The sequence below is a fragment of the Microcoleus sp. CAWBG27 genome, assembly GCF_020883145.1.
Lineage (GTDB): Bacteria > Cyanobacteriota > Cyanobacteriia > Cyanobacteriales > Microcoleaceae > Microcoleus.
The window spans coordinates 77,059-100,282 of record NZ_JAHREU010000017.1; the positions used below are offsets into that span (position 1 = coordinate 77,059).

The following is a 23,224-nucleotide window of genomic DNA, read 5'->3' on the forward strand; positions in this document are numbered from 1 at the left end:
TGCAGAATGTGGCATCTATCAATCAAAGATTGATGCAATTTAAGCGGAGATGTGCGGATATGTCAGATTGTCGCTCTTTTCGTAAAAATGAAGTATGTTGTTGGGCTTTAGCCCTCTAAGGGGCGAAGCATTTCGGCAGTAAATCTCTGATTGTTACTCATAAATTATGTGCCGAAATGCGAGAACCCTTGCCAAAATCAGATGCACTTCAGGAGATCCGGCTTGTTAGGCGCATACTTTCCTATTTGTCACGGATCTCAGCAGGGCTAAAGCCGAACAACGTATCTTACAGATTTCAGCAGGGCTAAAGCCCAACAACGTACCTTACAGATAGATACCTTTATTTTCTTGAGTACGCTTGGACGGGACATCGTTTGTATAAACCTGGTTTCAGCTGCCGTCTGATGTTTTTCGGCTAATTCATGATACGATCGTCTCCTAAAGGTTGCGTTTGGTATGACCTATGAAAATCCTCCACGGGACTTGGATTCCTCAAGCAGAAACGAGTTTTGTTCAAGCTGGAACGTTTTGTCTTTGGGTTGAAACCACTGAAAGGAAAAAACAGCCTGCTAAGGTTCATCCCCGACAATTGGAGACGGCACAGTTAACAGAGTTTCTAACGAAAGAAGCCGGGATTCAACTCGCACCAGCCAGCAATACAAGTGCGATGGGGCTAGAATACGCGATCGCCCCTCGGTACTTTTTACTCCCCACTGCCGATAACCAGCCGCTACCATCTTTAGAGTTAGCGCGATATTTAGAGACAGAATTACCCGAAACATTTGAGTTGGAGTATTGGGAAGTCGATTGTGCAGTCATCGCTACCCACACTTTGACTAAAGTATTGAACGATTTGCATTTTTTGGCCCTCTACGATTTAGCAGAAGTTCAGTTTGGTTCAGATTTGCTGTTTTGGTATCACTACACCCAATTTTTTAAGCAAATTATTCTGAAAGATCATTATATTCCGGCGTTGCGCTATCGAGAAATTGCTCCGATCGCGATCGCACCCATCGAAACATCCGAACCCGCCCAGAAAGCCACGCGCGGGCGCAAGAAAGCGGGTGAAACAAAAACAACCACAAAAACTCCAAAAACACCTGCCAAAATTCCACCCAGCTTTGATATTTATCCGGGATGGGAAATTGTCTCAGCACAGTACGAAACAGAGTTACAACGCTATGTTGAATGGATGCCTTTAGTTTGTGTGTCCGGTTTTCGGAAGATCCAGCTACAAGATACACCAAAGTTCTACGATCGCGAAATGTTGCTGCGTAATTTTTCAGAATGCGCGATCGCAGAAATTGTCACTCAAACTCCCATCCCAGCATCGTTTCAGATGAAGATTGAGGATTCTTTACTCGAAATCTGCTTTAACCAAACACAAAAAATTGCGCGAGTCAGCCTCGAACAATACCAGAAATGGCAAACCTGGCGCGATCGCATTACGCGCAATCAATCTGCTGACTCATTCTCCCTCTGCTTTCAATTACAATCCCCCGAAAACCCCGAACAGCCTTGGGTTTTAGAGTTTCAGGTGGCTGCCAAAAAAGACCCATCTGTACGGGTGCCGTTGCAGGATTATTGGCGATCGCGATCGACTCAACAAAAACAGTTGCAAACACAATTCGGCGACAACTTTGAACAACATCTGCTGACAAATCTCGGCTACGCTGCGCGCATTTATCCCCAACTTTGGCAGGGGCTAGAAACAGACAAACCCGCTAACATTTCCCTCAACGTAGATGATGCTTTTACCTTCCTCAGCGAGTCCGCTTGGGTATTAGAAGATGCCGGATATAAAGTGATTGTCCCCGCTTGGTGGACGCCGAAGGGACGGCAGCGGGCGAAGATTCGCCTGCAAGTCAAAGGAAAGGGCAGTAAAAGCGCTGCAATCAAAGGCAAGGGATTGTTTTCGGCAAATTCCTTGGTGGAATATCAGTATGAATTGGCGATCGGAGGCGAACGAGTTAGCGAACAAGAATGGCAGGCGTTAGTTAATAGTAAAACGCCGTTGGTACAGTTCCGAGGGCAATGGATGGAACTGGACAAAGATAAAATGCAGGAGATGCTGAATTTTTGGCAAAAACATCGCGAAGAGAATCCCGATATCAGCTTGATTGACTTTATGAAGTTGACGGCAGAAGGAGAAGCTAGTGAAGATTTGGAGGTGGAGCGCGATCGCGCTTTATCGGATATGTTGGAGAAGCTGCACGACAAGAGTCGGCTAGAGTTGATTGCAGATCCAGTAAGCTTTCAAGGCAAACTCCGGGATTATCAAAAGCGCGGTGTTTCTTGGTTGAGCTATTTGGAAAGCCTTGGATTAAATGGCTGTCTTGCCGACGATATGGGTTTGGGTAAATCGGCGCAGGTAATTGCTAGATTGTTGCAGGAAAGAGAAGTTTTATCTACTACCAAAGAGACGGAACAAGGAACGGAAAAGAAGAGAAAAAAAGAGACAGCAAATGCAATTTTACCGACGCTGCTAATTGCGCCAACCTCCGTAGTTGGCAACTGGCAAAAGGAAATGGAAAAATTTGCTCCAGAATTGCGATCGCTGATTCACCACGGCCCCCAACGTTTGCAAGATGCCAAAGCATTTAAAGCTGCCGTCCAAGATTGTGATATGTTGATTACTTCCTTTACCTTGGCGCGAAAAGATGAGAAGCTGTTGAGCAGCATAGCGTGGCATCGCGTGGTAATTGATGAAGCCCAGAATATTAAAAATCCGAAAGCCGCGCAAACCAAGGCGATTTTAAAGTTACCCGCTACCCATCGACTAGCATTGACTGGAACACCTGTAGAAAATCGATTGTTGGATTTATGGTCAATTTTTAACTTCCTCAATCCCGGATATTTGGGAAAAGAGGCGCAGTTTCGGAAGTTGTTTGAATTACCGATTCAAAAACATGGTAGTCGCACACAATCACTCGCGCTCAAAAAATTAGTAGAACCTTTTATCCTGCGCCGTCTGAAAACCGATAAGTCCATTATTCAGGATCTCCCCGACAAAGTTGAGCAAAAGCTCTACTGCAATCTCACCCGCGAGCAAGCTTCGCTTTATGAAGCCATTGTCAAAGAGATAGAGGAAGAAATAGACGCCGCAGAAGGCATGAAGCGCAAGGGGATGATTTTGGCGACGCTGCTGAAGTTAAAGCAAATTTGCAACCATCCGCGCCAGTTTTTGCAGGATGAAAGTGAGTTTACACCAGAGCGATCGCACAAACTGGAACGGCTGATCGAAATGATTGAGGAAGTCAAAGCTGAAGGTGAAAGTTTATTGGTATTTACGCAGTTTACAGAATTGGGAAGCGCGCTAGAAAAATACATCAAACAAACCCTACATTACAACACTTATTACATCCACGGCGGAACCAGTCGCGAAAAACGGGAACGGATGATTTCAGAGTTCCAAGATCCAGAATCAGAACCTTCGGTATTTATTCTATCACTGAAAGCCGGCGGTGTGGGAATTACCCTAACAAAAGCCAATCATGTATTCCATTTCGATCGCTGGTGGAATCCGGCGGTGGAAGATCAGGCGACGGATCGGGCGTTTCGGATCGGACAGGAAAAAAATGTGTTTGTGCATAAGTTTGTGGCAATTGGCACTTTGGAAGAAAAGATTGACCAAATGATTGAGGACAAAAAGAAATTGGCAGGCTCAATTATTGGTGCTGATGAATCCTGGTTGACAGAGTTGGATAATGAGGCATTTAAGAATTTAATTAGGCTCAATAAAAATGCAGTTTTAGATTAGGAGAAAATCAAAAATATGCCACAATTTACTCGGACTTGGTGGGGCAACAAATTTATCGAGGCGCTGGAAAGATTTACCGATTCTGGGCGTCTCGGGCGGGGACGTTCCTATGCACGGAATGGTAAGGTAAAGAGCTTTAAAATGAATGATGGCTTAGTGATGGCAGAAGTCAGGGGTTCGGTGAATCCTTATTTTGGAGTTTATAAGGAGCCGCTGTACAAAACTAAAATTGAGTTTGAGCCGATTAGTCAGGCAAAGTGGCAAGTGGCGATCGCCCAAATGGCATCAAAAGCCAGCTTCATTTCCCGCCTGCTGCTCAACGAAATGCCCGACAACATTGAAAACGCTTTTTCACCCCTCGGATTGCACCTGTTACCCAGCAGCCGCGAGGACTTTAAAACCACTTGCTCTTGCCCAGACTATAGCAATCCCTGCAAACATATTGCGGGAGTCTATTATCTGGTGGCCGCCGAATTGGACAAAGATCCATTTTTGTTGTTTGAATTGCGCGGACTTTCTAAGGAAGTGCTGCACCGCGAATTAGCAAAAACGCCCTTGGGCTTGGCACTTTCTGCCGAGTTAACGGCGGATTCAGTCGAGCCTGTGGCGGTGGATTCCTATTACACGCAGGCGATCGCCAATGAGGCGCCAACCGTCAGCCTGAGAGAGTTTTGGCACGGTGCGAAGCGGTTGCCACAGACGATTGAGGTGGGCGTACAAAGTGGCGTAAGTGCGATCGTGGTGAAGAAACAGGGAGATTTTCCGCCGTTTTGGCAGAAGGATGGTTCGTTTATTGAGGCGATGGAAGAGCTGTATATGCGGGTGAAAACGAAGAATAAACTGTAGGATTGCTGATTAACATCATGTCCGGTACCGCAATAAGCAAGGTTCGTAGTGCGGACTTCAGTCCGCATTTTAAGAGCGGACTGAAGTCCGCACTACGAACCATTTTTGTTAAGGTAATCGATCGGAAAAGATATGAATTAACTTCTACACAAAGACTCAAAGGCGCAAAAAGTTTGTTTTCGGCAACAACTAAAAAATGTACATTCATACTCCTGTTCAGCAGCGCCAAAATCTGTTACCTAATTTAGAGCGCGTGCCGGATAAGTTGCTGCAAAAAATTGGCAGCCGACAAGTCTGAACATGGCTCCGTATAGTTGGGATTTTGTGCAGCCTGTTTGCGATCGGTCACTAAAAAGCAAGCAGCCGTGAAATGCCTTTCCCGCACCATCTTCTGACAAAACAGTTCATAGCGTTTAGCATAGCTGGCCCCTCTAAACTCTGGCAGAACCGTGAAATGCGGTTCAGCAACCTGTACCGGGGTGTGCGAGGCAGGACAGTCTTCCAAAACAAACAGATATCCCAACCACGGTGGCGGAGGTGCTGCGCCAAACACCCCTTCCCGGTAAGCTGTCCAGATGTCGAGAGCAGCCCCCATCGCTTCTTCTGTGCGGTTGTTGAAGTTGTTGCCAAAGCTGCCAACCTGGCTCTTCAACTCGATGACTACTTTGAGTTGCCGTTTTTGAGGGTTTACCACCAAAAAGTCGTACATCTTCGTCGGGCGAAAGAACCCCGGTATAACGGTTAGGCTTTTTTTAACGTGGATATGGTTTTGAGGCACACCTGCAGCCAGCAAGAAATTAGTCAGCGTCAGGATGAAACCGTCCATCTGCTTGCCGCCTGTCACCGCACTGCGGTTCCCTTGGTCAACCTTGCCAGCTAGCACCTGGGCTTGTGCCTGGGCGATGCGGGTATCCCAGAAACCCTGCACCGCTTCCTGGAACACATCATTGGGGATAATGGGTGTCTGTCCAGTCATTGAGCAACCTCCCCCATCAATCCGTCATAGACTACGCGCAAGCCATACGTCTCCTGCATCCGTTTCAGCGCTAGCTGATGGTAAGTTGGCTCAACATCTACCCCGATACTGTTGCGCCCCCAGTTGGCGGCGGCGACGCAGGTTGTTCCTGTCCCCATAAATGGGTCAAGTACCGTGTCCCCAGCAAAAGAAAACATCCGCACCAGCCTTTCTGCTAGTTCCAAAGGATACGGGGCGGGGTGTTGCTTGGTGGAAGCGCCTTTGATATCCTGCCAAATTTGTTGAAACCACTGTCGGTGAAGAGTTTCCGGTATCACGGACAATACTCGTGCTGTCAGGCTGGGACTGCGGTAGCCGCCCGGTTTGCGCTGCATCAGGATAAATTCGATGTCGTTTTTGATGACGCCTCCGGGCTCGTAAGGTTTGCCGAGAAAACTGGTGCCGTTTCCTGCTGCTTCTAGAGAAGCATTGGCGATTTTGTACCAGATAATCGGTGCGAGGTTATCAAATCCCAAATGGCGACAGTGTTCCTGAATACTCGCGTGCAGGGGAAATACCATGTGCCTGCCAAACCGCCGGCGCGCAACACAGACATCGCCCACCACAATCACCAGCCGTCCGCCGGGGACTAAAACACGCCATATTTGCTGCCATACTCGATCGATCTCTTGCAAAAACTGTTCGTAGTCTGCTATTTCCCCAAGCTGGTTTGGGTTTTTAAGATATTCTTTTAAATTCCAGTACGGGGGCGATGTGACTACCAGATGCACGCTTTCATCGGGAATATCTGTCAAATTTCGGCTATCGCCCTGTAGCAGAGAATGGAAAGATGGCAAGCTTTGCACCCGATGCTGAATTTCCTCGATCAACGCTGCATTTTTACTAATAGCAGGAATGGCGCGCTGTTCGTCTGCTGCTAGTAATGCCGCTGCTTCCTCGGGTACAAGGCTTCGATCCTGTAGCGCTTGTTTCAACGGTTCGGCTGATTCGCGAGACCGAAACCGCGTTGAAATATTAACCTTGCTTAAACTCGAAGACTTCATACATTTGGTCGAATAATCACGTTCATCATATCAGCTTTACCAGCAATAAAAATTATTATATCCTGAATACAAACCAAACCTACTGTTGCAAAAATTATTTGAATTAGGATAACTTTCGCTTTGGTCTATGGCTTTGAACTGGGGACGAAGCTTGGCTGAGCATCTCCAAATCCCCGTGCTTAAAGATCTGCGACTGATACCAGCAACATAAGTCGAAACTGTCCGGAACGCCATTACCTATCGGCGAACTATGATTGTATCAAGTTCTCTTATACCGTCACAAAACTTAGTTCATCCCATCCTCGTTTTATAGTAATTTTTACCTATATGTTACTAAAAAACAAGGGTGAAATTTGATAAATGGTAAAAATCGTCAGTAACTCAGGGAGTCAACGCCACTGAGCTTGTAAGAAATTGCAAGCTGTATTGACCAGACCCCTCAAACGAGGAAACGTTATTTAGGTCACGACACCGGTGAATGCGACGCTAGTTTTCCGCTCTGTCATCTGCAATTAAACAGTTTTAAAGTCACTGAAACAGTGTTGCAGGTCTAACAAGCCTTTATAACCAGGTCGAAGCGAACATTACACGCAAGTGGAGGGACACAACAATGTCCAATTTTATTTTCGTACTTGATACAAACAAAAAACCACTCACACCTTGCAAGCCGTCAATGGCTCATAAGTTGTTAACCGTTGGTAAAGCGACTGTTTTCAGGCGATATCCGTTTACCATTATTCTCAAAAAGGCGGTGATAGCAACCCCTGAATTAATTACTCTCAAATTAGATCCAGGCTCCAAAACTACTGGTATCGCTTTATTGCAGGGCGAAAAAGTGATTTTTGGTGCAGAGTTAACCCATCGCGGTCAATCGATCGCAGCAAGTCTTGGCTCTCGTCGTTCACTACGTCGTTCACGCAGAAACCGTCATACTCGTTACCGCCAAGCAAAGTTCTTAAACCGTACCCGCAAAAAAGGTTGGTTAGCACCATCCTTGCAGCACCGGGTAGAAACAACCCTAACTTGGGTAAACAAATTACGCAGGCTTGCACCTATCGGTTTGATTTTTCAAGAACTTGTCAAGTTTGATTTACAGCAATTAGAAAACCCTGAAATCTCAGGCATTGAATATCAACAAGGGGAATTAGCTGGCTACGAAGTTCGGGAATATTTATTGAATAAATGGGACAGAAAGTGCGCTTACTGTAATGTCGAAAATATACCTTTACAGGTAGAGCATATTTATCCCAAAGCCAAAGGTGGCAGCAACCGAATTTCTAATCTATGCCTAGCTTGTCAAGCGTGCAACCTCAAAAAAGGAACTCAGGATGTTCAACAATTCTTAGCCAAGAAACCTGACATCTTGAAGCACATTCTCACCCAGGCTAAGCGTCCCCTCAAGGACGCTACTGCTGTAAATTCGACTCGATGGGCGTTGCTCTCACGACTGAAAGAAACGGGGTTGCCTGTTTTAACTGGTTCAGGTGGACTGACCAAGTTCAATCGTACTCGACTACAACTACCCAAAAGCCATTGGCTTGACGCTGCCTGTGTGGGTCAAATTGAATCCTTGTCTGTACTAACAAGTAAGCCACTGCTAATCAAGGCGACAGGACACGGAACTCGTCAAATGTGTCGCACGGACAAATTTGGCTTTCCGTCTCGGTACGTTCCGAGAAGTAAGTTTGTTAGAGGTTTTCAAACTGGCGACATTGTAAAAGCAGTCGTCACCAGTGGCAAGAAAATAGGTGAATATATTGGTCGAGTTGCAGTTAGAACGACGGGTTCATTCAACATCTCGGCATCAGAATTGGTGCAAGGGATTAGTTACAAATACTGCCAAACAGTTCATCACAAAGATGGTTATGGTTACACATTTTAAAGATTCAAGGCGGTTGAAACCGCCGGGTCGTTTCCCTCTCTTTCTCTGAAGCCACTGAGTTTCCCACTTACCGGACTTTTTTATGAAACCTTCCCTTCCTCAAGACGATGCGAACAAACAACAGCGTAGCGATTACTTAAATCGCCAGCAACAAGATTACCAATTTGACTATAACAGTTTATCGCCTTTGGCATTATTGAAAACCGTACCAGCGATCGAGAATTTTTCGAGCGATTATATTGGAGAACGGATATTAGCAACCTCTGAACTTCCTGTAAATATGTTGGCAGTCCGGGCGAGATCTTTTCTAGATCCTCTCGACGAACTCCAAGACTATGAAGACTTCTTTCCCGTGATCCGACTGCCTCAAGTTGCAAAGACTTACCAAACCGATCGCTCTTTTGCCGAACAGCGGTTGTCTGGGGCAAATCCGATGGTACTTCGTCTCTTAAGTGCCACCGACCCCCGGGCAGAAATCGTCACAAAACTCGACAGCAAGCAGCCATTATTGGAACTTGCCAGACTGTTACGGGAAAAAAGTATTTATATTGCCGACTACACAGGTACGGATCCAAACTATCGCGCACCTTCTCGAATTCAAGGAGGCACCTACGAAAAGGGCAGGAAATACTTGCCGAAACCCCGTGCTTTCTTCGCTTGGCGGTGGACTGGAGTGCGCGATCGCGGTGAACTGGTACCCATTGCGATCCAACTAGACCCCAAACCGGGCAGCCGTGTCTACACGCCGTCAGATCCGCCACTCAATTGGTTATTTGCCAAACTCTGCGTGCAAGTAGCAGATGCCAATCACCACGAAATGAGTTCGCATTTAGGTCGAACCCATCTAGTTATGGAACCAATTGCGATCGTCACAGCGCGACAGTTAGCCGAAAATCATCCCCTCAGCTTATTGCTCAAACCGCACTTTCGCTTCATGTTGACCAACAACAATCTCGCACGCGCCCAGTTGATCGCCCCTGGAGGCCCCGTCGATGAGTTGCTGGCAGGAACCTTGCCAGAGACAATAGAGATCGGTAGAGAAGCCTGCACTAACTGGAGTCTGGATCAATTTGCCTTCCCAACGGAACTAAAAAATCGCGGAATGGACAACACAACTCAACTACCTCACTACCCTTACCGAGATGATGGATTGCTGCTGTGGAACGCGATTAAAACCTTTGTCTCCGGCTATCTCAAATACTTTTACCCGACAAAGCAGAAACTTACCGATGATACCGAACTGCAACGCTGGGCCCAAGAATTATCCTCCCAGACAGGAGGTAAAGTCAAAGGAATGCCACAGCGCATTGAGGATGTTCAACAATTGATTGATATTGTCACAACCGTGATTTTTACCTGCGGGCCCCAGCATTCTGCTGTGAATTATACCCAGCATCAATACATGAGTTTTGCTGCCAATATGCCTTTGGCTGCCTACCGCGATATTCCGGCAATTAACAAGTCAGAGATTCCCGAAGTAATTACGGAAATGAAAATTTTACAGTTGCTTCCGCCCTACAAAAAAACGGCAGAACAACTGCAAATTTTGTTTACTCTGTCAGCTTATAAATATGACCGCTTGGGTTATTACGATAAATCTTTCCGAGAACTCTATCGTGCCACCTTCGACGAAGTTTTTGAAGGTACTCCGATCCAACAGTTAGTCAAACAGTTCCAGCAAGATTTGAATGTGGCAGAACAGAAGATAGATCAGAACAATAAAAAGCGATTAGTGCCATATATTGCTCTCAAACCTTCTTTAGTGATCAATAGCATCAGCATCTAATACCCAATTCGCGTGAAAAATCGCTGCTAAAATTCAGTGATTTTTCAGGCGATTCAAGCTCAAATAATAATAGACATCTCCCATAATACTGTGAAACAGACATCCTGCCTGTTCAAGACTGTCTTTTTGGGAGATGTCTATTATCCCAGTCAATTCCCTGCACAACGCTTTGCCCGGAATCAAACAGGTTTGTATTGTCGTTCGCCCCAAAGTCCGCATCCATAAGTTTGAACTCTGAGTCCTCACTATCAACCAATATATAGCGTTTCTCAAAAAGGTGAGGTATGACTGACAGCTTACATAACCGCTTGAACGTATAGGGCCCAAGCCCAACAACATCCGCGAATCTTTCTGAGAACCAATATAGTTGACTTAAGACCAATCAGATTTGGTAAAAATGCCTGTATTCCTATAAAATCGCGCTCGTAAGGATCGCAAATTAAATAATTTACACAAAGAAAGTGGGATGGGCGTCCCGCCCGTCTTTCCGGGACGGGCGGGACGCCCATCCCACGAACCATTAAATTGTAAGTTATTTAATTCTCATTCCTAAATTCATCAAAAAGCTGTAAGTCAACCGTATTGCACTATAAAACCAATCTTACGACATTATATAACTGTCAAAAATCCGTAGGTGTGCAGTGCATACCTACGGATTTTTGACATGGTTAAATTAGCCCTTATATTCTTCGAGAATACTGCAATTAACGGACATTTTTCCTAAGGAATCAGTGAAGGTAACTTCATCTTTATAATGCCGGGGCGTTTCCATCAGCAACCGCCAAGCTTCCCCAGCATCGATTAAATTCATTCGATTGGGATAGTGAACGTTTAACAACTCTTGCACCATCGGGTAATAGTTGGAGTTAATGCTAGGGAAAATGTGGTGTTCTGTATGGTAAGAGAAATTTAAGTGCAGCAGGTCAAATATTTTAGGAACCCGCAGGGAAGTAGTATTGATCAGCGGGTCATTAATGTTGGTCATCCGGCAACCCATGTGGTTGGTATAGATGTAAAACATTGTGCCTGCGTGACCCAGTGCGATCGGCAAAATGTATGCCAGAATAACTTTAATCGGGTTAAAATCTAGGTAAAACAAGACGCCCAGATGAATTCCCAAAATTCCGAGACATTCCAGGGCGATCGTCAATCGATCTTTCGGACTAACGGTAAACGCAGCGGGCACGTAATCCACAGATTTATCGTTGAATAACAATACCGATGACACGTTGCGGAAGTTATGCACCAACCACGATCCAGCCATGCCTACAATGAACCACAGGGGATTGACTTCCACCGACGGTACAAATAGATTTTGAATCCATTTTCCCCAAGTATCCGGTTGCTGGAACAGGTAATTGCGATCGGGGTCTGCTAAGGAATTGGTGGTACTGTGGTGTACGAGGTTGTGCAGCGATTTCCACTGAGTAGGTGGCATCAATAGCATACTTAGGCCTAAAAAGGCGATCGCATAAGTCAGCCGGGATTTTTTCTGAACGCTGCCGTGCATCAGATCGTGGGAGCTAAATAGCAAAACTATGATACTATTGCCCATAATCGCAGCCAAAGGCAAGTAAAGCCCTAAAAGGTAGACAGGCCAGCGATCGAGGTAGTCGGCAATTCCCCATCCCAGCAATAAAATTCCCAGATTGATTAACAGGATTGTTAATTTGCTAGGATCTGGTTCAAAGGCATTTGGTGGCAGTAGCGGACGCAATTTTTTAACATAAGCCGATTGGTGAATTAGCGTTTCGCGATCGACTGTCTCGTCTAAAGAAATGAGCATTTTTTCTGAATTCATTGTTTGCTAATCACACCAAAATGTTAGTCAGATTGTTTTTTTGACATTTATTAGTATATCATATTTGCCGAAAAATTGGTTTCATTAAATCATTTTGTGATGATGTTTATATGTGCGAGACAGACAATTTTAAAATCATATTTGGGTCAAAAAATGTTCAATCTCTCCGCTTCGCTTCGCCCAATGCCATGAGTACCTCATCTTTCTGAGAACGGCTATAGCCTTTCTCAAAAAGATGAGGTATAACAGACAGTTTGCAAAACCAGTAAACTCAGAGGGCTCGCATCCCAACAACGTCCGCGAATCTTTCTGATAACCGCTATATATACTTAAATTAATACCTATTTAAAAAAATATTGATACCAATTATTATTGATTGTCGATAAATTATCTGTCATTTGCATAACTCCGGCTAGACACCCTACTGTGCCGTTGGCATAAAGATGAAATGCTCTAATTTTGGTAGTAGCAATATTTTTTATAATTGGTATAAATTCAACAGCCAAACTGCCAAAGATAACTCAGCTAAAATTCTCCGTTACCTTGAACAATTTCTTTAATTGTTGTCAGCGTATCTAGCCCGATCAATCCCCGACGATAGCCTTTTTGGTTGGACATTCCCAGAAAAATTGCATCTCCCCGATTTTGATAGCGCCAAAACCGAGGCGAGGCATTAATAAAAGTTGAGGCGCTGTTAACATCCAGAGCAAATTGGCGGCTTTCTAAATAAGATTCAGTGGCGATCGCGTCAGCGTGGCCGCTGCTGTAGCGGTTAATCCAGCCGATCGCAATTTCCAAACTATCAACAACTTTAAACGCGATGGTTTTGTTTAAATACGGTTGAGTCCACTCGTAGGGTTCCGCCAGCTTCAAGTCTGGGAAATCTGCGACAAGATCCGCATCTGCGGTAATTTGAAAGCCTTTTTCTTTTAAACTGTTCCACAGCCTGACTAAGGAAGAATGCTTTTGGTTGCGATCGATCAATACTTTCTCGATCGCGTTTACCGGATCGGGCACACTTTGATGGCTGTCCAAAATCATCCACCTTGCCATCTCCAAACTACCAGTCGGCGACCAATAAAGGTAACAATTGCCCATTGCCGATCGCAACACGGGTGCCGTACAAAGCCTTACCACCTGCTGCACTAAACTCGGTCTACCGTAGGGAATAATTAAATTGAGATATTGGTCTTGAGTTACCAAATCGCGGATCGAAGCGCCCCGATCCGGTGGCAATACCTGCAAACATCCTGACGGCAAACCTACCTCATCGATCGCCGAAACCAAAGCTTCACCAATTACAGCATTAGTTTGCCAGCTTTCGCTGCCACCTTTGAGAATCAAGCTGTTAGCGCTTTTGAGGCACAAACCGGCCGCGATCGCGCCGAATTCTGGAAATGCCTCGTAAATAAGCGCGATCGCCCCGAGCGGCAGAGACTGACAGTACACCTGACAGCGATCGACTTGATAAGAAGCATTGATCACCCTGCCAATTGGATCGGGCATTTCCCCCAACCGTTGCAAAATTTGGACAGTTGTCTTGATCCGTTCCGGCGTCAGCTTCAGCCAGTCCACAATCAAGTCGGGAATCGCCATGTCGCGACTCGCTTCTAGATCCAGAGTATTGGCTTCTAAAATGTCATTTTGTCGGCGTTTGAGTGCGATCGCCATTGCCTGCAAAGCAGCAGCGCGATCCGTACTTTTGGTTGCCGCCAATTCCAAAGAAGCCTGATAAGCGCGGCGGGCGACATTGGCCCCCTCTGATGAATGACTAAAATCCTCTATTATCATTTAACTAACGCCTGTAAGCCAGCCATACCATCAGCGCCGGCAGCATTGCTAACAGCACAGCGACCATTGCCCACAGAATAATATTCGGGCCCGGTGAGTGCAGCGCCAGGGGCAGCCAAATCAATAGCGGCACCAAAATCATCCCCAGGGCTAGGGGCAAGTAGTGCGCCTTCAAACCCGGATGTGCTCTGTGCCACTGGTTGCCTGTCCACCGCCAAGCCTGCTTGTAAGGATAGTTCGTTGATAGTTGCTCGATGACGTGTCCGTTTTCCTCCAATACAAATATTTGCTGACAGCGGTTGCAGCCAAAGGCTTCTGTCAGCGTTATGGGTACGAGACGGCCGCGGCGCCGGCAAGGGCACGGGTACTCATCGTTTAAGTCAATTTTGGGAGCTTTTTGAGATGGCACGAGCGATCGGATAAAAAAAGCGTTTTTGCAAAAATAATCGTTAACATATCCATTTAATCAAACTTGTGATACTCCCGAACCCGAGTCATAGACGGGGATTCTTGAATAGTCCAAAGTCGGGCTTGTCTTCGGCGTTATCAAGCCACCGCTACTAACTCAGTTTGAATTTCTTCAAACATTCCGTATACTTTTGTTTTTTTTTATTTCGTCCTGCCATCACTAGCCAACAGGTACGGTAGGCTCAACATCCTGCCATTATTCGCAATGAGAGCTGTTTCGGATATGGGCCGAATATGCCCGTTGCAGGGATTGCTCCCAACTCAGGATGTTTCAACACGCAGGTGGTTATTCTTACTCGATATTTTTGATGATAACATCAACTTTTGATTAACTCTGTAAAAAATACCTAAAGAAATCTTCAAGACGGTTGAAACCGCTATCGAATTTCCCCATACCTAAAGTCAGGAGCTTGAGTCTCGCTTCCCGGTCAATTCTGCCCAGTCGAGGCTTTTAACTACCTGTTTCGATCGATCGCCCGATCGGCTATTGTGACTTGCCAGTTATCTAATCAATTTTACCATTAACCTAGGTGTTTTCAACAACCGTTAGGGGTATATGCGATATCTTCTCGCTATACTTTCCGGGTTAGTCTCCCTGGTGTTCTTGATTTTTAAAAGCGGGTGACGCGATTCGAACGCGCGACATTCACCTTGGCAAGGTGACGCTCTACCACTGAGCTACACCCGCATTTGCTGCGGTATTAATAATATTGCCTCACTGCTCGGAATTTGTCAAGTGTTTTTTGTAAGTTTTTTTCATAAACTCGCTGGGGCGCACCCGAATGCCTCACCCCGCCTGAAATTGCAGCAAGTAGATTGTTAAAAAAATCAGTAATTGCAGTGCTTTTGACCGCGATCCGCCGAGGGCAAAGCTACAATCAAGCTGCAATTGTGGGAGAACACTGCTCATGTCAGACTTAAATCGCGGAATCATGAAGTTCAAGGGAGCTGACAGCCCGATCGCGATCGCCATTTCAGCGATCGTCATTGGTGGCGGCATCGGCATCCTAATCTGGTGGGCGCTGCAATCAGCCTACGCCTTCAGCTAACACGCTGCTCAAACCTAAAAATTAGAAAGCTTTAGTCACAGAAGACAGAATTTTTAGGGAATTCTGTCTTCTGTATTTTTTTGCCCTTTCGAGTGGGGTGACTGCCAGCAGGGACACCGTGATAAAATACTTGTGTGTCGCCCTCAATCAATTACTGCCCAAAAGTACCAGTACAAGGACTTCTGCGACACCACAACTAAGTTCGGCAGTGCATTAATTCGATCGCTCTTCTTGAGACTATCTGCGTTAATCTGCGTTAGTCGGTGGTTTTCTGTTTTTGTCTCAACCCTTGAAATATCATCGCTGGCGATCGATCTGCTTCATTCGATTGCCCCTTCCCAATAATATTTATCTCAAATCTGCGATCGCACCCTAAACGAGCTGAGCTGCTTCAGATTTTCTCGATCGATTTCCCCGAAGACCTACTTTTGTAGTATACTTGTAATTCAAGCGCCATCGCGCGCAGTTATCAGACTCAAGTGTTTGCAAGGGTTGTATCGCAACAGAAATTTATGGCAAGTTTTCGGGACATCCTTAAATACTACACCCGCTACAGTCAAATCTCAGCTCTGAGCATCGGTGCATCCAGCCTGTTTGCGATCGCGGATTTAGCTGTACCCTACGCGATCGGGCAACTCTTAAATGTATTGTCCGATCGACCTACAGACACAATAACGCAAAAATCGATCGCAGCGATCGCCTCACTTACCCAGCAGTCACCCAGCAAGATATTATCGCTATCCGTCTTGCTGGGCTTGATTTTTGTAGTAACAGTCGTCAAAGCACCCATAGAACTTTGGATGGGAAATTGGTTCCATTGGGTAGTACCCTTGAGAGCAAGGCGGGATTGGATGAAAGGAGCGATCGGCAAAATGCTCACCTTACCCTTAGAATACTACGACGAAAACAACGCCGGACGAATTTCCAGTCGCATCGCCAAAGGCATCGCCAACCATACTTGGACATACCCAGAAATTGCCGCTGAATTCATCCCAGAAGTCGTCCGCTTAATCGGTATCTTTGCAGTTATTTGGTTAATTGAATGGCGCATCGGCCTATTAATTTCAATTTCCTTCATATTTATCCTCAGTTTCACCCTCAAAGGCCTCCAAGGGCTGACTCGGCGCGAAGAAATTCTGGATGAATACATCGAAGATACCGAAAGTCGCAACTCAGAAATTATTACAAACATCAAAACAGTCAAAGCTTTTGCCACTGAAACAAACGAACTAAAAAAGCAAACAACCAGACTCGATCGCGAGTTGAAAGTTGTAATTCAACGCATTCACAAAGGATACGTCATCCTGGGGACATACCGACAAGCAATCGTCCAGCTTTGCCTGTTTTCAGTTCTCGGTTTTAGTCTAGCAGCAACAGTCGCAGGTAAAATATCTCTGGGATATTTTGTTACGGTTTACACCTTAGCAAGTATGGCCTATTCGCAACTCCGCCCGATTAGTATTATCGCCGAATTATTTGCCCGCCGCTATTCTTCAATGATCCGCTTCCATGAGTTTATGCAGTTACCAGACGGTGTTGATGCGGTGAATTTAACAGAAAATGCTGCATCCGCGTCGCCTTATAAATTTAGTGGCAAGATCGAGTTTTGCGGTTTAACTTTCGGGTACGATCGCGAAAAGCCAGTTTTGCAGGATATCAATTTATTGATTCATCCGTGTCAGACTGTAGCATTAGTCGGGCGATCTGGTTCGGGGAAATCAACATTAGTGAAACTGCTGTTTCGATATTTTGAGCCTAACTCCGGCTGCATTCTGATCGACGGCGAGGATATTTCCAGTTTAAATGTCACTGGCTACCGCAAGCGTTTAGCCATTGTCCACCAAGAAGTAGACGTGTTTAACGGTAGTTTGCTAGATAATTTGACATACGGCAACCCGAAAGCAACTTTCGCCCAGGTTGAAGAAGCTTGTCGCATCGCCAGAGTTGATGAGTTTGTGAACTTGTTGCCCCAAGGTTACTATACCGTTGTCGGGGAGCGGGGAATGCGGTTATCTGGCGGTCAGCGGCAGCGGTTGGGCATTGCTAGGGCGCTGTTAGTGGAGCCGGAAGTGTTAATCTTTGACGAAGCTACTTCTAGTTTGGATTATGAGTCGGAGCGATCGATCCAGCTAGCCATGCAGAACATCTTGGGTACGCGCACCACCATAATTATCGCCCACCGCCTGAGTACAATTCGCGAAGCCGATGCGATCGTCGTACTCGACGGCGGTAAAATCGTCGAAGTTGGCAGCCACGACGAACTCTTGAACCAAAAAGGCATTTACCGTCGCCTGCACAAACTGCAAGAAACCGGCGAATTACTAAATTAACAATTTCTGCTGAGCCCAGACTTCCGGTGCTATAAGAATCCTAGATGGACACGTGGCCAGAAACCGGGTTTTTAGCAAAATAGTCGTTGCTACCCTCAGATTCGGTAAAAAACCCGGTTTCTTGTAAGGTTCGTAGTGCGGACTTCAGTCCGCTTTCCGGCCGTAGTGCGGAGAACTTACACGCGCCAACTGTTAAGGTTCGTAGTGCGGACTTCAGTCCGCTTTCCCGCCGTAGTGCGGAGGACTTACACGCGCCAACTGTTTTTGTTATGGTAATCGACCGGACGCGATATGACTTATGTGTTCAGCCTTGAATGATTAGACTTTTAAATGTCATGTTGCAGAAAAAGAAGAATCTGCTAGGATGTTTAACTGTGGGTACAAATGGGTCGGTGCCCGAGCGGTTAATGGGGGCGGACTGTAAATCCGCTGGCTACGCCTACGCTGGTTCAAATCCAGCCCGGCCCACCACAATTCACATAAAAGTTAAAAGTTAAAAATTAAAAGTCAAACATTTTAATTTAACATTTTTAATCTTTTATGCCCGTGTAACTCAGGGGTAGAGTACCTCCTTGGTAAGGAGGAAGTCGCGAGTTCAAATCTCGCCACGGGCTTGGATTCAACAGTTGACAGTTGACAGTTTTAGATATACCTCTACCTATAAGTCCGAGGAATGAAACAGTGAATAATTTTGTTTTATTTCCCCCTCGAAGGATGAGGCTTTAAACCCATTTTTGTTGGTAAATTATGTGAGACAAAAACAGAATTGGCGGTTGAATTGTGTGTTCAACGGCCTATGTTTTTTAATTTTATTTTTTAACAGCAGCTTGCAAATAAAGCAGCGGATCTTCCGCCACCCAACCCGAACCCGAATTGTACCGAACTTCAAAATGTAAATGAGCTTGGGGAATGTCCCGTTTTCCAGTCATCCCCACGCTTCCCAAAACTTCTCCCGATCGCACTTTTTGACCGACTTTCACTACAACATCTCTTAAATGAGCGTAGCGCGTTTGCTTCCCCGCTTGATGGTTCACCACAACCAAATTCCCGTAATCCCCCTGCGGCCCGGCAAAGGCGACAGTCCCTCCGCCCGCCGCCAAAACCTGCGTACCCTCCGCAGCCAAAAAATCTACCAAAATTAGGGGGTTAGAGCCTCGTCCTTCCAGGACGACTTTATTCTATAAATCCTTTTGCCATTTTGTAGAAATTCGGTAAAATCAAACAAGGAGGTGATGCAAGTGTTCAATCTGACTTATGAATTCAAGCTAAAACCAACAAAAACACAAGTAGCAATATTTGAGGATTGGTTGGAACAATGTCGCAAGGTCTATAATTATGCCCTGCAAGAACGTAAAGATTGGTATAATTCGCGAAAATGTCGGATTGACGCTTGTTCGCTTCGCTCGGAATTCATCATCAGAGCTGAAACACCCAGACCAACTTACTCAACTCAATGTAAAGCCTTAACTGCATACAGGAAAACCAGCCCTGCATTACAACGTATCAATGCTCAAGCTTTACAACAAGTGCTGCGCCGACTAGAAAAGGCATTTGTAAGTATTGTGGGAACAAAATCACGGATTTCCCCGATTCAAAAAAAGGGGAGCAATGAGGTCTTTTGTGTTTCCACAACTGAGTTTAAACCCAATTCAAAATAGTAGTGTGAAACTGCCTGTAATTGGCTGGGTAAAATTTTGGCAATCCCGATCAATTCCCGATGGTGGAATTATTAAGCAGGCACGGGTGGTAAATCGTGCATCCGGGTGGTATGTAATGCTGACCGTTGCATGGGACGTAAAAATTCCCGAGGTAATGCCACACGGAAATCCCCTGGGAATCGATGTCGGACTCACGAATTTCATAGCAACTTCTAACAGTCTTTTAGTCAAGCGGCCAAGGTTTTTTATAGAGGCAGAACGCAAGCTGAAATTGCTGCAAAAACGTGTAAGTAAAAAGCGCATTGGCTCAAATAACTGGCGGAAAGCTCAGAAAAAAGTTGCTCTTTTGCACGAATACGTGGCTAATTGTCGCTCAGATTGGCATCGCAAAATCTCTCATCAAATTTGCAATGATGTGGGGATGGTATTCGTTGAGGACTTAAATTTAGTTGGACTATCCAGAGGGATGCTGGGCAAGCACTGCTTAGACGCTGGATGGGGTCAATTTTTCACGATTTTGGAACAAACCTGTTGGAAACGTGGGGTGTACTTCCAAAAAGTGGATGCGAAGAAAACGAGTCAGATTTGTCCAAATTGCGGTGTCGCAACAGGCAAAAAAGAGCTTTCTGAACGTACTCATAATTGCTCAAATTGCGGTTACACAACCGATAGAGATGTTGCAGCAGCTCGCTTTAGTTCTAATTAGAGGACTTGCAGCCGTAGGGCATACGGTCAAGATGCTTGCTAGCAAGTAAATTCGTCGGAATCCCTGTGAAGCAAGAATCCTCTTGCCTTTAGGCAGAGGTTTGTCAACGTTTCGCCCTGGAGAGCGATGTGGCGGCGCGATCGATCCAAGGCCGGCCCCAGGCAATCGCGGGCGGGATTCGGGTTTTCCAAAGGTGCGCCGGGAGGAAGATTTGCCGCCGTTTTGTCAACAGGGGCGATCGAGCAAATCAATGCATAAATGACCAAAAATAGGCGTTTAGAACTCATTGCGTGCAGAAAAAAGTATTCATTCGGACAATTGACAATTTTTGAGCCGAGTGAAAAGGCTTATTTGAAAACTCCAGCCGTACCCTAGACTATAAATCCCAGGCTAAGCCAAGTTAGGATGAGAATTATTAGTTTTTGTCGCTCTTGGCAAATCAGGCAATTTTTGCCCGTGATGCCCGTGTTGCGCCTGGTTGCTAACAGCTATATTCTTGAGGAAGTGGTACGCCCCGCCCCGCTTCCTTCCCGTCGCCAAGACAAAAATACTTGATGCCGAAGGTGTCTGCGGGGATGAGGTATTCAGCGGGAGTTGTTAAATGTCAGTAACTCAGGGCTCAAGCCACTGAGCTTGTAAGAGAAATCTAGCAAGCTATATTGACCAGCCTAAGCCTTAACTGGCTACGTTATTTAGGTCACGACACCCTGGGATGCGAAGCTAGTCCCTTGCTCTGTCGCTAGTAGTTAAACAGCCTTAAAGTCACTGAGGCAGTGCTGCTAGCCTGACAAGCCTTTATAACATTGGCGAAGCTAACTTTACCCCGAAAGGGAGATTGAGGACAACCATCCTCGCCAGAGGGGCAACCATACCCCTCTACCCCGCAAGGGGATTCAAGGCGGTTGAAACCGCTCTTGGAGTTTCTCTCTCAGGACTGAAGTCTCTGAGTTTCTCACTTACCGAGTGCTTTTATGAGTTTATCTTTTAAGCAGTTGACCCTTTATGTCACTTTGCTGTCTGTTGGGGGAGGCATCGGATGGTTGGGGAATCGCTATCTACAAGGCTCAAACAATCCAGAAACCGGATCAGTTTTGCCCGTGGTGCGCCAGCAAATCCCCTCCTATGTGTCTCCTCCCGTTCAGGAAAATCGCCCAGTCGATCGCAGCAATCCCAATTTTATTGCTGAAGCAGCCGAAAAAATCGGCCCTGCTGTCGTGCGGATTGATGCTTCGGCTAAGGTAACGAATCAAGTCCCCGAAGCTTTCAACAATCCTTTGTTTCGCCGGTTTTTTGGGGACAATTTGCCCAAGCAGGAAGAACGAGTCAGGCGCGGTACCGGTTCTGGGTTTATTCTTACTTCTGACGGCCGCATTGTGACTAATGCTCACGTCGTTTCCGGGACGGATACTGTTAAGGTGACGCTCAAAGACGGCCGCGAGTTTGAGGGTAAGGTGCAGGGCGTCGATCCGCTGACGGATGTTGCTGTTGTGAAAATTAATGCCAAGGAACTCCCGCAGGTGGTTTTGGGTCGATCGGACAATATTGTACCGGGACAGTGGGCGATCGCGATCGGCAATCCTTTAGGGCTCGACAATACCGTGACTGTCGGCATTATTAGCGCCACGGGTAGAACCAGTTCCCAAGTCGGCATCCCCGACAAACGAGTCAGGTTCATCCAAACTGACGCCGCCATCAACCCCGGTAATTCAGGCGGCCCGCTACTGAACGACCAAGGCGAAGTAATTGGCATCAATACCGCCATTCGCGCCGACGCTCAAGGCTTGGGATTTGCAATTCCGATCGAAACCGCCAAACGAGTTTCCGATCAGTTATTCGCCAAAGGGAAAGCCGAACATCCTTATTTGGGGATTCAAATGCTCAGTTTGACTCCCGCCACCAAGGCAGAAGTCAACAAACAACTCGATAACAAAATTACGATCGATCGAGGCGTAGCCGTGACGAGAGTCGTGGAAAATTCCCCTGCCAAACAAGCCGACTTGCGCGCTGGAGATGTCATTCAAAAAATTGACGGAATTGCAGTCAACACTCCCGGGGACGTACAAGAACGGGTGGAAAACACTGCTGTGGGCAAAGAACTCGAAGTGGAAATTAACCGTTTCGGTCAAGTTCAGAAAATTAAAGTACGTCCGGGTGCTTTTCCCATATCCGGGAGTCCCACCGGTGGTTAAGTTCAAGCGGTGGAGTTGAAAAACAAATCTGATGCTGGATAGTCCTAGACGCAAAAACCGGGTTTTGCTACCCAAATCCTCCGTGTATCGTCCGGTATATTAGGATTAAAAACCCGGTTTCTTAATTCGCTACTCCGTCCAGGAATGTTTTTGTTGTCAACACGTTTCTTCTTTCTGGCTTGCCAAACCCGTCGCTGCTCTTTTTACCAAAAAATTGGGTAAATCAGCCCCGTGCTTTGAGCATCGGCTTTTGCTATAATTATAGCGGTTGGAAATCCCATGGTGGTGGCTTGTTAAGACTCCTTGAACCAGAAAGTAGAGCCTAGACCTGCAAAATATTGGGTAGCGAAAGCCAAGAAAAACATAGCTAGGGGAAATAAATAAGTACCCAAAAAAACAAAACCAATAATTAATTCCATCTAACAGTACCTAAGGGCATTAGGAATCTGCCGATAAATCGGGAAAGCATGGGGAGAAGACTGCCTCTACTATAAAAGGGAAGCCTGATATAGCAAGCCGACTTCTGTGAACCATGAATAAGAATCACCGTTGCTTCAGCAGACGTGAGTATGTCAATTTTCTTTGGTAGGGTTTGGTTGAATCGAACTCGTGCTTGCTAAATTTTCTTCTAGGTACATCCTCTGCTCCATTTGTCTGAGAAAATAGCCTGTCATCATCGCTGAAGCTAGCAAACCTGCTAAGTTTTCGCGGTCTGTGGTAATTTCGACGTTAAAATTGTCTGAAGGCAGGACGCCGACAAGTCCTTGAACGTTGTGGGAGATAATTTCTCTGATTTCTGGGCTGGCGGACTTGGCGATGCGGGCTAGAACCTCCGGGGATTGGTGTTGGAGGTACTTCAGAAGTGGATTGACTGCGGTTTGTTGGGCATTGTTTTGGTCAAAGTCAGGGTGAAAAACCATTTGGCGATTCTTAATTTCT

At 46.1% G+C, this 23,224-nt stretch carries 17 protein-coding genes, 3 tRNA genes and 1 pseudogene; 12 read left to right on the forward strand and 9 right to left on the reverse strand.

The window, feature by feature from the left end:
* Positions 1-463 precede the first annotated feature (463 nt).
* Together QZ938_RS12580 and QZ938_RS12585 are read left to right on the forward strand one after the other, a co-directional pair.
* Complete coding sequence (locus QZ938_RS12580; protein WP_293351720.1) at positions 464-3,760, forward strand: DEAD/DEAH box helicase; 3,297 nt, start codon at positions 464-466, stop codon at positions 3,758-3,760.
* Positions 3,761-3,775: 15 nt separating this feature from the next.
* A complete protein-coding gene (locus tag QZ938_RS12585; protein WP_293148889.1) occupies positions 3,776-4,606 on the forward strand; it encodes an SWIM zinc finger family protein in 831 nt (276 codons plus the stop codon).
* Between the two features lie 244 nt (positions 4,607-4,850).
* Here QZ938_RS12585 and QZ938_RS12590 read toward each other — a convergent pair whose 3' ends face one another.
* Complete coding sequence (locus QZ938_RS12590; protein ID WP_293342633.1) at positions 4,851-5,582, reverse strand: PaeR7I family type II restriction endonuclease; 732 nt, start codon at positions 5,580-5,582, stop codon at positions 4,851-4,853.
* Positions 5,579-6,625, reverse strand: a complete 1,047-nt coding sequence (locus QZ938_RS12595) for a site-specific DNA-methyltransferase (protein WP_293148892.1) — start codon at positions 6,623-6,625, stop codon at positions 5,579-5,581. The genes QZ938_RS12590 and QZ938_RS12595 overlap by 4 nt, the downstream gene beginning before the upstream one ends.
* A gap of 610 nt (positions 6,626-7,235) precedes the next feature.
* Here QZ938_RS12595 and iscB point away from each other — a divergent pair.
* Positions 7,236-8,507 carry an RNA-guided endonuclease IscB gene (gene iscB / locus QZ938_RS12600; RefSeq protein WP_293351722.1) on the forward strand — a complete coding sequence of 424 codons (1,272 nt, stop codon included), beginning with the start codon at positions 7,236-7,238 and terminating at the stop codon, positions 8,505-8,507.
* An 82-nt stretch (positions 8,508-8,589) separates the two neighbouring features.
* On the forward strand, positions 8,590-10,293 hold the full coding sequence (locus QZ938_RS12605; protein WP_293351724.1) for a lipoxygenase family protein: 1,704 nt from the start codon (positions 8,590-8,592) through the stop codon (positions 10,291-10,293).
* A gap of 673 nt (positions 10,294-10,966) precedes the next feature.
* Here QZ938_RS12605 and QZ938_RS12610 read toward each other — a convergent pair.
* The 4 genes from QZ938_RS12610 to QZ938_RS12625 all read right to left on the reverse strand — a co-directional run bounded on the left by QZ938_RS12610 (position 10,967) and on the right by QZ938_RS12625 (position 15,041).
* A complete protein-coding gene (locus QZ938_RS12610) occupies positions 10,967-12,079 on the reverse strand; it encodes a fatty acid desaturase (RefSeq protein ID WP_363318826.1) in 1,113 nt (370 codons plus the stop codon).
* A 540-nt stretch (positions 12,080-12,619) separates the two neighbouring features.
* The gene (locus QZ938_RS12615; protein ID WP_293148895.1) at positions 12,620-13,885 is read right to left on the reverse strand and encodes a glutamate-5-semialdehyde dehydrogenase; all 1,266 of its coding nucleotides are present in this window, start codon (positions 13,883-13,885) and stop codon (positions 12,620-12,622) included.
* 4 nt (positions 13,886-13,889) lie between these two features.
* The gene (locus tag QZ938_RS12620; protein WP_293148896.1) at positions 13,890-14,294 is read right to left on the reverse strand and encodes a hypothetical protein; all 405 of its coding nucleotides are present in this window, start codon (positions 14,292-14,294) and stop codon (positions 13,890-13,892) included.
* A 675-nt stretch (positions 14,295-14,969) separates the two neighbouring features.
* Positions 14,970-15,041, reverse strand: a tRNA-Gly gene (locus tag QZ938_RS12625).
* A 220-nt stretch (positions 15,042-15,261) separates the two neighbouring features.
* Here QZ938_RS12625 and QZ938_RS12630 point away from each other — a divergent pair.
* The 4 genes from QZ938_RS12630 to QZ938_RS12645 all read left to right on the forward strand — a co-directional run bounded on the left by QZ938_RS12630 (position 15,262) and on the right by QZ938_RS12645 (position 18,346).
* Positions 15,262-15,402 (forward strand): hypothetical protein, encoded by a 141-nt coding sequence (locus tag QZ938_RS12630; protein ID WP_293148897.1) that lies wholly within the window; start codon positions 15,262-15,264, stop codon positions 15,400-15,402.
* Positions 15,403-15,914: 512 nt separating this feature from the next.
* On the forward strand, positions 15,915-17,732 hold the full coding sequence (locus QZ938_RS12635) for an ABC transporter ATP-binding protein (protein WP_293351726.1): 1,818 nt from the start codon (positions 15,915-15,917) through the stop codon (positions 17,730-17,732).
* A 386-nt stretch (positions 17,733-18,118) separates the two neighbouring features.
* Positions 18,119-18,203, forward strand: a tRNA-Tyr gene (locus QZ938_RS12640).
* A 71-nt stretch (positions 18,204-18,274) separates the two neighbouring features.
* Positions 18,275-18,346, forward strand: a tRNA-Thr gene (locus QZ938_RS12645).
* Positions 18,347-18,541: 195 nt separating this feature from the next.
* Here QZ938_RS12645 and QZ938_RS12650 read toward each other — a convergent pair.
* Positions 18,542-18,865 (reverse strand): annotated as a pseudogene (locus QZ938_RS12650) (M23 family metallopeptidase); the annotation flags it as partial.
* A 105-nt stretch (positions 18,866-18,970) separates the two neighbouring features.
* Between QZ938_RS12650 and QZ938_RS33020 the strand changes: the two are divergent.
* Both QZ938_RS33020 and QZ938_RS33025 read left to right on the forward strand, forming a co-directional pair.
* On the forward strand, positions 18,971-19,390 hold the full coding sequence (locus tag QZ938_RS33020; RefSeq protein ID WP_363318827.1) for a helix-turn-helix domain-containing protein: 420 nt from the start codon (positions 18,971-18,973) through the stop codon (positions 19,388-19,390).
* Positions 19,341-20,096 carry a transposase gene (locus tag QZ938_RS33025; RefSeq protein WP_363318828.1) on the forward strand — a complete coding sequence of 252 codons (756 nt, stop codon included), beginning with the start codon at positions 19,341-19,343 and terminating at the stop codon, positions 20,094-20,096. The genes QZ938_RS33020 and QZ938_RS33025 overlap by 50 nt, the downstream gene beginning before the upstream one ends.
* Positions 20,097-20,134: 38 nt before the next feature.
* Here the strand turns inward: QZ938_RS33025 and QZ938_RS33030 are convergent, their stop codons facing one another.
* Positions 20,135-20,362: a hypothetical protein gene (locus QZ938_RS33030; RefSeq protein WP_363318829.1), complete on the reverse strand. Its 228-nt coding sequence runs from the start codon at positions 20,360-20,362 to the stop codon at positions 20,135-20,137.
* A 139-nt stretch (positions 20,363-20,501) separates the two neighbouring features.
* Between QZ938_RS33030 and QZ938_RS12660 the strand changes: the two genes are divergently transcribed.
* Together QZ938_RS12660 and QZ938_RS12665 are read left to right on the forward strand one after the other, a co-directional pair.
* Complete coding sequence (locus tag QZ938_RS12660; protein ID WP_293351728.1) at positions 20,502-20,651, forward strand: hypothetical protein; 150 nt, start codon at positions 20,502-20,504, stop codon at positions 20,649-20,651.
* Positions 20,652-21,067: 416 nt separating this feature from the next.
* Entirely contained in the window at positions 21,068-22,285 is a 1,218-nt protein-coding gene (locus tag QZ938_RS12665) for an HhoA/HhoB/HtrA family serine endopeptidase (protein ID WP_293351730.1), read from the forward strand.
* 572 nt (positions 22,286-22,857) lie between these two features.
* Here the strand turns inward: QZ938_RS12665 and QZ938_RS12670 are convergent.
* Positions 22,858-23,205 carry a DUF760 domain-containing protein gene (locus QZ938_RS12670; protein ID WP_293148901.1) on the reverse strand — a complete coding sequence of 116 codons (348 nt, stop codon included), beginning with the start codon at positions 23,203-23,205 and terminating at the stop codon, positions 22,858-22,860.
* Positions 23,206-23,224: the final 19 nt, after the last annotated feature.